Source organism: Vibrio sp. YT-16 (genome assembly GCF_033337405.1).
GTDB classification, from domain to species: Bacteria; Pseudomonadota; Gammaproteobacteria; order Enterobacterales; family Vibrionaceae; genus Vibrio; species Vibrio alginolyticus.
The window spans coordinates 608,161-621,560 of sequence record NZ_JAWOQQ010000001.1 but is presented as its reverse complement, the minus strand read 5'-3'; the positions used below and the strand labels follow the sequence as shown (position 1 = coordinate 621,560).

The 13,400-nt window shown below is 44.9% G+C and carries 12 protein-coding genes; 9 read left to right on the top strand and 3 right to left on the bottom strand.

All coding sequences use genetic code 11. The features are described 5' to 3' along the window. Positions 1–17 precede the first annotated feature (17 nt). The 4 genes from prfC (at position 18) to R7F07_RS02775 (ending at position 4,147) form a co-directional block, all read left to right on the top strand. A complete protein-coding gene (gene prfC / locus R7F07_RS02790; RefSeq protein ID WP_005380123.1) occupies positions 18–1,607 on the top strand; it encodes a peptide chain release factor 3 in 1,590 nt (529 codons plus the stop codon). A gap of 94 nt (positions 1,608–1,701) precedes the next feature. Next, positions 1,702–1,899 (top strand): DUF5363 family protein, encoded by a 198-nt coding sequence (locus R7F07_RS02785; RefSeq protein ID WP_005380125.1) that lies wholly within the window; start codon positions 1,702–1,704, stop codon positions 1,897–1,899. Next, positions 1,886–2,659 carry a TatD family hydrolase gene (locus R7F07_RS02780; protein WP_053304096.1) on the top strand — a complete coding sequence of 258 codons (774 nt, stop codon included), beginning with the start codon at positions 1,886–1,888 and terminating at the stop codon, positions 2,657–2,659. Before R7F07_RS02785 ends, R7F07_RS02780 begins: the two co-directional genes overlap by 14 nt. Positions 2,660–2,863: 204 nt before the next feature. Further along, a complete protein-coding gene (locus R7F07_RS02775; RefSeq protein ID WP_005380131.1) occupies positions 2,864–4,147 on the top strand; it encodes a NupC/NupG family nucleoside CNT transporter in 1,284 nt (427 codons plus the stop codon). A gap of 358 nt (positions 4,148–4,505) precedes the next feature. On the opposite strand, the gene R7F07_RS02770 is transcribed toward R7F07_RS02775, so the two are convergent. Further along, positions 4,506–4,640: a hypothetical protein gene (locus R7F07_RS02770; RefSeq protein ID WP_005391675.1), complete on the bottom strand. Its 135-nt coding sequence runs from the start codon at positions 4,638–4,640 to the stop codon at positions 4,506–4,508. Positions 4,641–4,730: 90 nt separating this feature from the next. On the opposite strand from R7F07_RS02770, the gene deoC reads away from it, so the two are divergent. The 4 genes from deoC to deoD all read left to right on the top strand — a co-directional run bounded on the left by deoC (position 4,731) and on the right by deoD (position 9,085). After that, positions 4,731–5,507: a deoxyribose-phosphate aldolase gene (deoC, locus tag R7F07_RS02765; RefSeq protein ID WP_005380133.1), complete on the top strand. Its 777-nt coding sequence runs from the start codon at positions 4,731–4,733 to the stop codon at positions 5,505–5,507. Between the two features lie 97 nt (positions 5,508–5,604). Further along, the gene (gene deoA / locus R7F07_RS02760) at positions 5,605–6,933 is read left to right on the top strand and encodes a thymidine phosphorylase (RefSeq protein ID WP_025768209.1); all 1,329 of its coding nucleotides are present in this window, start codon (positions 5,605–5,607) and stop codon (positions 6,931–6,933) included. A 68-nt stretch (positions 6,934–7,001) separates the two neighbouring features. Beyond that, a complete protein-coding gene (locus R7F07_RS02755) occupies positions 7,002–8,222 on the top strand; it encodes a phosphopentomutase (protein ID WP_054700480.1) in 1,221 nt (406 codons plus the stop codon). Positions 8,223–8,365: 143 nt separating this feature from the next. Further along, the gene (gene deoD, locus R7F07_RS02750) at positions 8,366–9,085 is read left to right on the top strand and encodes a purine-nucleoside phosphorylase (protein ID WP_005380140.1); all 720 of its coding nucleotides are present in this window, start codon (positions 8,366–8,368) and stop codon (positions 9,083–9,085) included. Positions 9,086–9,180: 95 nt separating this feature from the next. Here deoD and R7F07_RS02745 read toward each other — a convergent pair whose 3' ends face one another. Continuing rightward, a complete protein-coding gene (locus tag R7F07_RS02745; RefSeq protein WP_005391677.1) occupies positions 9,181–9,786 on the bottom strand; it encodes a YtjB family periplasmic protein in 606 nt (201 codons plus the stop codon). 91 nt (positions 9,787–9,877) lie between these two features. Here R7F07_RS02745 and serB point away from each other — a divergent pair, with 91 nt between their 5' ends. After that, complete coding sequence (gene serB, locus R7F07_RS02740) at positions 9,878–10,858, top strand: phosphoserine phosphatase (RefSeq protein ID WP_005380142.1); 981 nt, start codon at positions 9,878–9,880, stop codon at positions 10,856–10,858. A gap of 64 nt (positions 10,859–10,922) precedes the next feature. Here the strand turns inward: serB and R7F07_RS02735 are convergent, their stop codons facing one another. Next, positions 10,923–13,271: a PilZ domain-containing protein gene (locus tag R7F07_RS02735; protein ID WP_005380143.1), complete on the bottom strand. Its 2,349-nt coding sequence runs from the start codon at positions 13,269–13,271 to the stop codon at positions 10,923–10,925. Between the last annotated feature and the right edge of the window lie 129 nt (positions 13,272–13,400).

Here is a 13,400-nt window from a genome sequence, read left to right as displayed (position 1 = left end):
ATTTAGAAGATTAACTAATGTCAAATCCCCTTTTTTTAGGCGAAGTGTCTAAGCGCAGAACGTTCGCTATTATTTCTCACCCGGATGCGGGTAAAACCACCATTACTGAAAAAGTCCTTTTATTCGGAAACGCGATCCAAAAAGCAGGTACGGTTAAAGGTCGTGGTAACGCACAGCACGCAAAATCAGACTGGATGGAAATGGAAAAAGAACGTGGTATCTCGGTAACCACTTCTGTAATGCAGTTCCCTTACAATGACTGTCTGGTAAACCTACTTGATACGCCTGGACACGAAGACTTCTCGGAAGATACATACCGTACGTTAACGGCAGTAGACTCGTGTTTGATGGTTATCGATGCGGCGAAAGGTGTCGAGGATCGTACACGTAAGCTGATGGAAGTAACGCGTCTGCGTGACACGCCAATCGTAACCTTCATGAACAAACTTGACCGTGACGTTCGTGATCCAATGGAAGTATTGGACGAGGTAGAAAACGAGTTGGGCATGATGTGTGCACCAATTACATGGCCAATCGGCTGTGGTAAAGAATTTAAAGGTGTGTACCACATTCACCGTGATGAAACGATTTTATACGAATCAGGTCACGGTCATGAGATTCAAGAAGTTCGAATCATCAAAGGTCTCGATAACCCAGAGCTTGATGAAAAAGTTGGTGCAGGCCTTGCGGAAAGTGTTCGAGAAGAGCTTGAGCTTGTCATGGGTGCTTGCCCTGAGTTTGATTTGGAAATGTTCCTAACCGGTGATCTTACGCCAGTTTACTTCGGTACTGCATTAGGTAACTTTGGTGTGGATCATATGCTAGACGGTCTAACTGAATGGGCTCCAGCGCCGAAAACTCGTCAAGCGGTTGAACGTGAAGTTGAAGCGACTGAAGAGAAGTTCTCTGGTTTCGTATTTAAGATCCAAGCGAATATGGACCCAAAACACCGTGACCGTATCGCATTCATGCGTATTGTATCGGGCACTTACACGCAAGGTATGAAGATGAACCACGTTCGTCTTGGCAAGCAAGTGAGTATCTCTGATGCAGTAACCTTTATGGCTGGTGACCGTGCACGTGCAGAACACGCTTACGCCGGTGACATTATTGGTCTACACAACCACGGTACTATTCAGATTGGTGATACCTTTACGCAAGGTGAATCACTGAAGTTCTCTGGTATTCCGAACTTCGCTCCGGAACTATTCCGTCGTATTCGTCTGAAAGATCCACTAAAGCAGAAGCAGCTTCTCAAAGGCTTGGTTCAGCTATCAGAAGAAGGTGCGGTACAGGTATTCCGTCCTCTACAGAACAACGATCTGATCGTTGGTGCCGTTGGTGTACTTCAGTTTGATGTTGTTGTGGCTCGTTTGAAGTCTGAGTATAACGTTGAAGCGATTTATGAAGGCATTAACGTTGCAACTGCGCGTTGGGTTGAGTGTGGTGATGCGAAGAAACTGGATGAGTTCCAACGCAAGAATCAAGCGAACTTAGCATTGGATGGTGGTGATAACCTAACGTATATCGCTCCAACAATGGTTAACTTAAACTTAGCGAAAGAGCGTTTTCCTGACGTTGATTTCCGTGCGACACGTGAGCACTAATTTGCGCGGTTAGGGTAAGCCGTAACGCAAACTAGATTTTAAAACGCCCTTGGCTATAAACTTAGCCAAGGGCGTTTTTATATAAGGATAAGATATGAATTGGTTTAAACGTGGGCTAAAGCGTTACGACAACTGGTGTAAAGAGATGGGGTTAACTCCCGATCAGAAACGCAGTTGTGTCCCATATCGAAAAGACCCTGCCCATCAAACTGAAGAGAAGAGTGAAGCCCAACCATCCTCTGATTTTCTGCCCGCAGATACAGATAAAAAGCGTCAAGATGAAGCTCTTTGATACGCACTGCCACTTTGATTTTGATGTGTTTCAAGATGACTTTGCACATCAACTTGAGCTTGCTCAAACGCAAGGCGTCGCAAGAATTTTGATTCCTTCCGTCGGTCCGCAAAACTGGGCTCGTATTCAAACTTTGGCAGAGCAACATGCCAATTTGTATTATGCGCTCGGCTTTCATCCGTATTTTCTTGAAGATAACGTTGAGCAGCACCTTACAGAGCTAGAAGGCTATCTAGATCAAAAAGGGCAGCAGTGCGTGGCAATAGGAGAGTGTGGTTTAGATTTTGCCATTGATGTTGATCCACAGTTGCAAGAAAAGATACTTGAAGTTCAATTTGAGCTGGCTAGACGCTTCGAACTCCCAGTTATTTTACATAGCCGAAAAGCGCACAATCGCCTTATTCAAATGGTGAAAGCGGCGAATCTCCCCAGAGGTGGTGTGCTACACGCTTTTTCTGGGAGTTATCAGCAAGCCATGGAGTGGGTCAAATTAGGTTTTTTTATCGGTGTAGGAGGAACGATTACCTACCCAAGAGCCAAGAAAACACGCGACGCAATTCAAAAATTACCACTCGAAAACCTAGTAATCGAAACAGACGCACCAGATATGCCTATACTTGGATATCAAGGGGAGTCAAATCACCCAGCCAAACTCATTCACGTCTTTAATGAGCTCGTAGAGTTGCATAACGGCCGAAAGCAATCGATTGCCTCTCAACTGTGGAAAAATAGCAATTTTGCTTTCTCGATATGTGAATAAAATCTAAAGATGTGGTTTGAAATCGAAAACGTTTTCCTGCTTATTGTGAATTAACTCACAAAGCTGGTTGAATCAATCATGAATCTTATAGGAAAGTGTGAGGCTGGCATTACTTTAATTGATTCTGCATGAGTATAATTGCCCCCGCTTTATAGCTCCATTTTGTAACACGCCAATAAATAACTTATAAGGAAGTCATAAACTATGAGCCTGTTTATGAGCCTAATCGGTATGGTAGTGCTTCTTGCGATTGCAGTGGCATTTTCTAACAACCGAAAAGCTATCAACTTTAGAACTGTGGGTGGCGCATTCGCTATCCAATTCGCATTAGGTGCATTTGTTCTGTATGTACCTTGGGGCCGTGATCTACTAAACGGTTTCTCTTCAGGTGTTTCTAACGTTATCAACTACGGTAACGATGGTTCATCATTCCTATTCGGTGGTCTTGTTTCTGACAAGATGTTCGAAGTATTCGGCGGCGGCGGTTTCATCTTCGCATTCCGTGTTCTTCCTACACTGATCTTCTTCTCTGCACTGATTTCAGTTCTTTACTACATTGGCGTTATGCAATGGGTTATCAAGATTCTTGGTGGCGCACTACAAAAAGCGCTAGGCACTTCGCGTGCGGAATCAATGTCAGCAGCAGCTAACATTTTCGTAGGTCAAACTGAGGCACCTCTAGTTGTTCGTCCATTCGTTCCAAAAATGACTCAATCAGAGCTATTCGCGGTAATGTGTGGTGGTCTAGCTTCTGTTGCTGGTGGTGTGCTAGCTGGTTACGCATCTATGGGTGTTCCACTAGAGTACCTAGTTGCGGCATCATTCATGGCAGCACCAGGTGGTCTACTGTTCGCTAAAATCCTTCACCCAGAGACTGACCAGCCTCACGAAAGTATCGAAGAAGCGATGGACGGCGGTGACGACAAACCAGTTAACGTAATCGACGCAGCTGCGGGCGGTGCGGCTTCTGGTCTACAACTTGCGCTTAACGTAGGTGCAATGCTAATCGCATTCGTTGGTCTAATCGCGCTAATCAACGGTATGCTAGGTGGCATCGGTGGTTGGTTCGGCATGCCAGAACTAACACTAGAGCTAATTCTAGGTTACGCGTTCTCTCCACTAGCATTCCTAATCGGTGTTCCATGGGCAGAAGCTGTAACAGCTGGTTCATTCATCGGTCAGAAAATCGTAGTGAACGAATTCGTTGCTTACTTGAACTTCACACCATATCTAGGTGAAAACGCTCAAGTAATCGCGGCAACTGGTGAAGTAATGTCTGAGAAGACAACAGCTATCATCTCATTCGCACTATGTGGTTTCGCGAACCTTTCTTCTATAGCGATTCTACTTGGTGGTCTAGGTAGCCTTGCACCAAACCGTCGTAGTGACATCGCTCGCATGGGTGTTAAAGCAGTTCTTGCAGGTACGTTGTCTAACCTTATGGCAGCGACAATTGCAGGCTTCTGCTTAAGCCTTGCAGCACTATAATTAGAATCGGTTCTTAATATATAGACGCCGTTTTACATCATGCCCTGTAGCAAGAGATTGCTGCGGGGCATTTTTCGTTTTTCGGGCTCCAAAATTTCATCGGGTGTTTCCCTTAGTCGAGGTATTACGCAGTCAATGGAATAGGGGCTAGGAAATTTTGAGATACAAACCGTTTGCGCTCTATTTGGTGCTACAGTTTTGCGGTGAAACTCTATAATGTATTAATCACAGGATAGTGGTTAAGCTTGATTCTTAATCACGTAATGAATATTACATAATCGATGGGCAAATGAATTGCCCTGCAATATCAGATCTAATAGGCGTTTTGCTTTGTGATGTGATATTAAAGACACCGCAATCATAGATTGTTGTGCCATAGGCCAAACTGGTACTGTGCGGTGACAAGGATAGCAATTGGCATATGATAAATTTTCGCTGTATATGCCGAGTCTTCAGGGAACCAAGTCCGTTCATTAATAGACTGTTTAGCCATTTACTCACATTGTCTCGACTTGTTGATTATAGTTAAAGACGTGATGTAAGGCTGAGTAGTGAATTTTTTGAATATTGATCGGAGATAGAAATGAGCGATTTAAAAGCAGCAGCGCTACGTGCACTTAAACTTATGGACCTAACTACGTTGAATGACGATGACACTGATGCAAAAGTGATCTCACTATGTCATGACGCGAAAACAGCAGTAGGCAACACAGCTGCAATTTGTATTTACCCTCGCTTTATTCCTATTGCTAAGAAGACACTTCGTGAGCAAGGTACGCCAGAGGTTCGTATTGCAACAGTAACGAACTTCCCACATGGTAACGACGACATTGAAATCGCAGTTGCTGAAACAAAAGCGGCGGTTGCTTACGGTGCAGACGAAGTTGACGTAGTTTTTCCTTACCGAGCGCTAATGGCGGGTGATGAGAAAGTAGGCTTCGAACTAGTTAAGCAATGTAAAGAAGCTTGTGGTGACATTCTTCTTAAAGTGATCATCGAAACAGGTGAACTAAAAGAAGAAGCACTAATCAAGAAAGCATCTCAAATCTGTATTGAAGCAGGTGCTGACTTCATTAAAACTTCAACTGGTAAAGTGCCAGTAAACGCAACACCAGAATACGCTCGCATGATGCTTGAAGTTATTCGCGACATGGGTGTTGCAGAAACTGTTGGTTTCAAACCAGCAGGTGGTGTGCGCACTGCTGAAGACGCAGCAGCATACCTAGCAATGGCTGACGAAATCCTAGGTGACAACTGGGTTGATGCTCGTCACTACCGTTTTGGTGCGTCTAGCCTGCTAACCAACCTACTAAATACATTAGAAGTATCGGACGACGTCGCTGATCCAACAGCGTACTAATTTCAATAATACGTCTGAACGGTAGCACCTAAACGGGTGCTACCAAACCTCTTCTATCCTACTACAACCATGGCTCAAAAGAGCTTGGGAGGCACTAATGTATTTACCACAAGAAATCATTCGTAAAAAACGTGACGGCGAAGTCCTAACCGCCGACGAAATCAACTTCTTTATTCAAGGCGTAGCGAACAACACGGTATCTGAAGGTCAGATTGCGGCGTTTGCTATGACGATTTTCTTTAATGAAATGACCATGGATGAGCGCATCGCCTTAACGTGTGCGATGCGTGATTCGGGCATGGTTATCGACTGGAGCCACATGAACTTCGGTGGTCCAATTGTCGACAAACACTCAACCGGTGGTGTGGGTGACGTAACTTCTTTAATGCTTGGCCCAATGGTGGCAGCGTGTGGCGGTTTCGTACCTATGATCTCTGGCCGCGGTCTTGGTCATACAGGCGGTACGCTGGATAAACTTGAATCTATCCCTGGTTACAACATTACGCCGAGCAACGATGTTTTTGGTCAAGTAACCAAAGACGCTGGTGTGGCGATCATCGGTCAAACTGGTGACCTTGCTCCTGCGGATAAGCGTGTTTACGCGACTCGTGATATTACCGCAACGGTAGACAATATCTCCCTGATTACGGCGTCGATCCTTTCTAAGAAACTGGCGGCGGGTCTGGAATCGCTAGTGATGGACGTAAAAGTGGGTTCAGGTGCATTTATGCCAACTTACGAAGCGTCTGAAGAGCTAGCAAAATCAATCGTTGCGGTAGCAAACGGTGCTGGCACTAAGACTACGGCAATTCTTACGGACATGAACCAAGTATTGGCGTCTTCAGCGGGTAACGCAGTAGAAGTTCGTGAAGCGGTTCGTTTCTTAACGGGTGAATACCGTAATCCTCGTCTACTTGAAGTGACCATGGCTTCATGTGCTGAAATGTTAGTACTTGGCAAGCTTGCTGAGAACACAGAAGACGCACGCGCAAAACTGATGGAAGTGCTGGATAACGGCAAAGCGGCTGAGTGCTTCGGCAAGATGGTTGCCGGTTTAGGCGGCCCTGCGGACTTCGTAGAAAACTACGACAACTACTTAGAAAAAGCAGCAATCATTAAGCCAGTTTACGCAACAGAAACGGGCATTGTCTCTGCAATGGATACACGTGCTATCGGCATGGCTGTGGTTGCTATGGGTGGTGGTCGTCGTGTTGCTACTGATGAAATCGACTACGCAGTTGGTTTCGACGAGTTCATCCGCCTAGGTGAGGTCGCAGACAGTGATAAACCTCTTGCGGTCATCCACGCTCGCACTGAAGAGCAATGGGAAGAAGCGGCAAAAGCACTGCGCAGTGCAATCAAAGTAGGTGGTGAATACACACCAACTCCAGAGGTTTACCGCCAAATTCGTGCAGAAGATATCTAATAGAACAAGTAATTACACAAGGCCTACTCAACCATAATAAAAATCCGAGTGGGCCTAAGGAACGAGCAATGAAAAGAGCATTTATTTTAGTACTAGACTCATTCGGTATCGGTGCAACTGCCGATGCTAAAGAATTTGGTGATGTAGGTTCAGACACACTAGGTCACATCGCTGACCAATGTGACAAAGGCTTAGCAGATAACGACAATCGCCAAGGTGCACTTCGCCTTCCAAATCTATCGAAACTTGGTTTGGCAATGGCGCATAAAGAATCGACAGGTCGCTTCGCACCTGGACTAGACGCAGACGCTGAAATCATTGGTGCATACGGTCATGCAGCAGAGCTTTCTTCAGGTAAAGACACGCCGTCTGGTCACTGGGAAATCGCAGGTGTTCCTGTTCTGTTTGACTGGGGTTACTTCACTGACAAAGCAAACAGCTTCCCGAAAGAATTGACTGACCGCATTCTTGAGCGTGCAGGTCTTGACGGTTTCCTAGGTAACTGTCACGCGTCTGGTACTCAAGTTCTTGACGATCTTGGTGAAGAGCACATGAAGACTGGCAAACCAATCTTCTACACGTCTGCTGACTCTGTATTCCAAATCGCATGTCACGAAGAGACTTTCGGTCTAGACCGTCTACTAGAGCTTTGCCAAATCGCACGTGAAGAGCTAGAAGATTACAACATTGGTCGTGTTATCGCGCGCCCATTCGTTGGTGCTGGTAAAGGTCAATTTGAGCGTACAGGTAACCGTCGTGATCTTTCTGTAGAGCCACCATCAGCAACGGTTCTTCAGAAGCTCGTTGATGAGAAGCAAGGCAACGTGGTTTCTATTGGTAAGATTGCTGATATCTACGCAAACTGCGGCATCACTAAGAAAGTGAAAGCGACAGGTATCCCTGCATTGTTCGAAGCAACGCTAGAGCAAATCAAAGAAGCGGGCGACAACACGATCGTATTCACTAACTTTGTAGACTTCGACTCAGCTTACGGTCACCGTCGTGACGTAGCGGGTTACGCAGCGGCACTTGAGTACTTCGATGATCGTATCAACGAAGTGCTAGAGATTATGGAAGAAGACGATGTGCTTATCCTAACGGCAGACCACGGCTGTGACCCAACATGGCCAGGTACTGACCATACTCGTGAGCACATCCCAGTATTGGTTTATGGTCAAAAAGTACCAGCTGGTTCTCTTGGCCGCCGCGAAACATTCGCAGATATCGGTCAAACATTGGCAAGTTACTTCGGTACTTCTCCAATGGATTACGGTAAGAACTTCCTATAATTAGTTAGGTTTTTGAAAACTAGGAGCTTGATAGCTCCTAGTTTTATGTTTGCAGTATGTAAATGCTGCTTGTCGGAAATGAGAATACTCTGGCTTATATCGCCTTAAGCGCGGAGCGCTAGAGAAAGGTTAAGGAAAAGAAAATGGCAACTCCACATATCAATGCTGAAATGGGTGCATTTGCAGACGTCGTACTGATGCCTGGTGATCCACTACGTGCAAAATACATCGCAGAGACTTTCCTTGAAGATGTCGTTCAAGTGTGTGACGTTCGTAATATGTTTGGTTACACAGGTACATACAAAGGCCGTAAGATCTCGGTAATGGGCCACGGTATGGGTATCCCATCATGCTCGATTTACGCAACTGAACTAATCAAAGACTTCGGCGTGAAGAAAATCATCCGTGTTGGCAGCTGTGGCGCAGTGAATGAAGACATCAAAGTGCGTGATGTTGTGATCGGCATGGGTGCATGTACTGACTCTAAAGTGAACCGTATCCGCTTTAAAGGTCATGACTTCGCGGCAATCGCAGACTACAACATGGTTCGTGCGGCAGAAGACGCTGCAAAAGCTCGCGGTATTGACGTTAAAGTTGGTAACCTATTCTCAGCAGAGCTTTTCTACACGCCAGATCCAGAAATGTTCGATGTAATGGACAAGTACGGCATTGTTGGTGTTGAAATGGAAGCGGCTGGTATTTACGGTGTTGCGGCAGAATACGGTGCAAAAGCTCTGACAATCTGTACGGTTTCTGATCATATCAAGACTGGCGAACAGACTACATCTGACGAGCGTCAAACGACATTCAACGACATGATGCTAATCGCACTAGATTCAGTATTGCTTGGTGACGAAGAGTAAGCGACGAAGAGTCATTCTATTTTTCGCTCTCAAGAGCTAAAAAAACAGCCCACACATTGCGGGCTGTTTTTATATGAGTTGTTAGCGCTACCTAGTTACTTGGTTAGCAGCAGGTTTGGCGCTTTTTTACGACGTATCGGTTGTCGACGTAAAATCAAGATGAACAACATACCACAGACAAAGCTCATTAAGACCATCATGTACATATAACGATCGCTCTTGCGATAGTGGTGGTCAGAAATAGCCGTCACCCGGCCCGTCTCAAAGGTCACGCGAACAAAACCGATAAGCGCACCATCTGCAAAAACTGGTTCAACCAACTGCTGGCGACCAATGGAAGCTGTTGCCAAAGGCGTATCCAGGCCAAGAACTTCGCGTACCGATAATGCCTCTTCACTAGACGCTAAACGTACACCCTGTGCATCGTAGATTGTTGCATCAAACACTAAACGGTCTTGTGCTAGCTGGTTTGTTAGCTGAAGTAATCGTTCTTGATCTTTAGTTAAAATCATCTCACTGGCAGAAAGAGACGCCTGTGAAATCAAAACTTTGGTGAGCGTTTCAAGCTGTTGTGCTTGAATTTTCTCATTACCCTTACTGATCACAACACTGTTTTTTATTGTGATAAACAACATCACACACAGTAGGATTAGTGCCAGAATTCTTAGGGCATTCCTTACTGAGAACAAAGATTCACTCATGCTCTTTACTCATCCATTTAAAATAAAACAAAGACTTGCCTTTTTAGTTTGTTGAGGTAACGTTTTAGCAAAGTCATAAGGGATTATATACATGGACGCGTCAAAAAGCTTGCCTATCAGAAAACATACGACACTTTTAAAACGATTACCCGAGACTCGATTTGCCTCCCAATTAGATAAAGCAAAAGCAAACTGGATCGTATTTGCTGAGTACCTTTCGCCAAGTCACTTCGAAGACATTGATTTCTTCACCGGCTTTTACAACCCAATACTAGAAACGTGGAAAGTTGGCCAATATGAAGTAGCCCTGATGGCCGGAGAGTTGACTCCTCAACATGAAACGATCTTACAAAGTCTCAACCTAGATTACGCCTCGCTTAATGAAGTGCCCGATCTATCAACCCAAGGGTTGATTGTATTTGATATGGATTCAACGGCGATCCAGATAGAGTGTATTGATGAAATCGCGAAACTGGCAGGAGTAGGGGATGAGGTCGCTGAAGTCACTGAACGTGCCATGCAAGGTGAGCTGGATTTTGAGCAAAGTTTACGTCAGCGAGTTGGTAAGCTCAAAGGTGCCGATGAATCAATTCTTGAACAAGTTCGTTCCCAGTTACCATTCATGCCGGACTTTGAAGCGCTAATTGCGACGTTGAAAGCCTTGGGCTGGAAAACAGCGATTGCCTCCGGTGGTTTTACTTACTTCTCTGATTACATCAAAGATAAAGTCGACTTAGACTTTGCTCGCTCCAATCAATTAGAAATTATTGACGGCAAACTCACGGGTAAAGTACTTGGCGATGTGGTAACGGCGCAGATGAAGTCTGACATTCTAGTGGAACTGGCGGATGAATATGAAATTGAGCAGCACAACACGGTTGCTGTCGGTGATGGCGCTAATGATCTTGTGATGATGTCGGTGGCAGGATTAGGGATTGCGTATCACGCAAAACCAAAAGTGGAAGCTCAAGCGCAATCAGCGATTCGCTTTGCAGGGTTGGGCGGTGTGCTCTGTATTTTATCTGGCGCATTGGTGAAGCAGCAAAAGGTCAGCTGGAAAGCTAAACCTTAACCATCCATTCAAAAACACCGCCAGAAAGGCGGTGTTTTTTTTTCAATTTGGTATGACTTTGAATTTACTCGGTTAACTCCAATCTAATTACAACCTCTTCAGTAATGTCTTCAAATTCACTGTAACCAACGAGCGCTGTTAACTCTTTTTCTAACTTGCTCGCTTGATGTACGCCAAATTGGGTTAAGTCACTTAAATCTTGTTGCAGTAATGATGTCATCGGATCGAAAATTGGCGCAGTAGAAAGGCGAATCACGTAAAAGTCACCCATCATTCGCGCTTTCTTTATAAATTGAATCCGCTCTTTTACGCTGTTGAACTCTTGATGAAGCTTTGACTCAATGCCTGTAATTTTATTGCCTACTTTTGCGGCGCTTATGTAGATATCCTGATGTCTGGCTTGAGCACCTTCTACACGTTTTATTGGCTCTGCGATTAATGTGCTTGTCCGGCCTTTAAAGATAGGTTCAAGTGACAACAGTTGGTCATGCCCAAGACGGGCAAAAAGCTCAATGTGTTTAGGTAGCGGCAAGTTCACCCCGATAACGGGGGTTTTGATTGAAGATGACGTACTCTTACTGATAAAAATGGGCGTGCTCAGCGTACGCGAGAGCAACATGCAGTGCAGCCTTTCAAGTAGAGCATTACTTGGTAGCGTCTCTTTTTGCGGGATTAGCTTGTCTTGATTGTGCTCGATAATGCTGTTGAAAAAAGCGATTACCTTCATGGTTTGGCTGCTTTCATCAATAACTAGCTGCACGCTACAACCGTCTGGGCTTACACGAATTACTCGGTATGGCACCGACATTAACGGCAATTTTTTATCGTAGAGTTGTAATTCTCGAAAGTTGATTCTTACCTCTTGCCCAGAACGTAACATCGTAGGCTCACTTAGCCTAATTCCGAGTCCTCGTTTGGAAAGGTCAACAGTACAGCCGCCTGTTTTAGTTTGTCCTGAGTACAACTCTAAAGGTGTTTTAAAACGATAACGAGGCTCTTTTCGACGAGACTTTGCATCAAAATAAATGCCCTTTGGATTGCCGATAACTCTTCTCGGATGACGAAACGCGTTTAACGTATTAGCGGGTAAGCGCGGCTTTTCAGTTAGCAGGTAATCCTGCCCTGATTTTTCGTCAGCAATTTCTTGCAAAATACCAATATGAGTCAGTGATTGAGACGTTTCTGCTAACTCTGGAGAGAAAGCTGCTAGGTCTTCCTGTTCTTGCTCAGATAGTTCAAAGATTGAAATTCTAAAGGCGCGCCAACTCTCTCGTTTGCCACCTAAATGCCAAAATAGCTGGCGCTGTTCGCGAGTTGCTTCAGGGCGAAACATCGAATAGAAATAGGTTCGATTCTCGTGCTCGTGAGTAAATGAATAAAGGACATTGGTTGTTCCTTTCACACCAGGCTTAATGAGTGACGCGATGCGTTGCTCGTTGAATAAGGAACCAAACATTTGCTGGTTTCTCTCATCGTGCCAGTATTGCCAAAGCTTTTGATTGTTTGGCGTTAACATTGCTAATTTTAGGTCACTACCATCAAAGAATAGAGGCAAGCTGCTGGTGTGCTTTAGTGCGATGTGCTCATAACCGCGAGTTCGAGCTCGAATAATCTTGTCTTGATTGTCGTGACGAGCCCTTTTAGCAGCACTGTTGAGCGCTTCATCTATCACTCTGGTGACGACATTGGTGTCAGTTAAGCGTATGGTTCTGAGGTATCGAACTGAGTCATTTTCGTAACAGTCATCAACCGCGAGTATGCGGTATGCAAGCGGTTTCTCTATACCTGCAACGTTAGATTTGCTGGCAAATTCAGTAAACGTGACCTGAATAATTTCCCCAAGGTTATATTTAAATGCGCTAGGGACTTTGAACTTTGCGCCAGAGCTAGATAAATCAATGCTTAATCCATGAAGAAGCTGTCCTTTAGAACGGCAAATTTCAACTTGAGATTGGACTTTCAAGCGTTTTTCTTGGCGCTTTAAATCGTAGCCTAGGTGAACGGGTTCTGCTAAGAACGGGCTTTTAGGATCCGTTAACGATTGCGTTTTTTGCTGAGTAAGGCGCTTGCTCATTACGCGAAAGTTATTTCGCGTGTTGACCAATGCTTCCCACATTCCTTCCGTGTAGCAGCCAAACTTTTTGATGTTTTTATGGTAAGCGTTGAAAGCAACATCATCCAACCAATGTGGAATGCCATCCAAAATATACTCGCGACATTCGCCTTGAACGCGACCTCGCAAATCAATGCTTTTTTTGCATGGAGCCATTAAGCGGTTAAGTTCCATTTTAACCAAAATTTTGGCCGAAGGCGGCTCTTCCTCGGTCAGTTGGCCAAGGACAAAGTCAAAGTCATTCGTACCGTAAACGGGAATGAGTCGTTCTGCGAGCGAGAGAATTTCAGATTGCTGCATTATTTCTGTTAGAGTATGTCGTTACTTTAAATTGTATCGGCTAAGCGAAGTAATACTTAAGTATATCAATAGTTCATTTCAGTTCAGGTCTGACTTGGCTGTGCTTAGTCACATTTGTAGAAAAAATTG

Coding starts and splice junctions, on each gene's coding strand:
- prfC (WP_005380123.1), top strand. CDS start 18: ATGTCAAATCCCCTTTTTTTAGGCGAAGTGTCTAAGCGCAGAACGTTC.
- R7F07_RS02785 (WP_005380125.1), top strand. CDS start 1,702: ATGAATTGGTTTAAACGTGGGCTAAAGCGTTACGACAACTGGTGTAAA.
- R7F07_RS02780 (WP_053304096.1), top strand. CDS start 1,886: ATGAAGCTCTTTGATACGCACTGCCACTTTGATTTTGATGTGTTTCAA.
- R7F07_RS02775 (WP_005380131.1), top strand. CDS start 2,864: ATGAGCCTGTTTATGAGCCTAATCGGTATGGTAGTGCTTCTTGCGATT.
- R7F07_RS02770 (WP_005391675.1), bottom strand. CDS start 4,640: ATGGCTAAACAGTCTATTAATGAACGGACTTGGTTCCCTGAAGACTCG.
- deoC (WP_005380133.1), top strand. CDS start 4,731: ATGAGCGATTTAAAAGCAGCAGCGCTACGTGCACTTAAACTTATGGAC.
- deoA (WP_025768209.1), top strand. CDS start 5,605: ATGTATTTACCACAAGAAATCATTCGTAAAAAACGTGACGGCGAAGTC.
- R7F07_RS02755 (WP_054700480.1), top strand. CDS start 7,002: ATGAAAAGAGCATTTATTTTAGTACTAGACTCATTCGGTATCGGTGCA.
- deoD (WP_005380140.1), top strand. CDS start 8,366: ATGGCAACTCCACATATCAATGCTGAAATGGGTGCATTTGCAGACGTC.
- R7F07_RS02745 (WP_005391677.1), bottom strand. CDS start 9,786: ATGAGTGAATCTTTGTTCTCAGTAAGGAATGCCCTAAGAATTCTGGCA.
- serB (WP_005380142.1), top strand. CDS start 9,878: ATGGACGCGTCAAAAAGCTTGCCTATCAGAAAACATACGACACTTTTA.
- R7F07_RS02735 (WP_005380143.1), bottom strand. CDS start 13,271: ATGCAGCAATCTGAAATTCTCTCGCTCGCAGAACGACTCATTCCCGTT.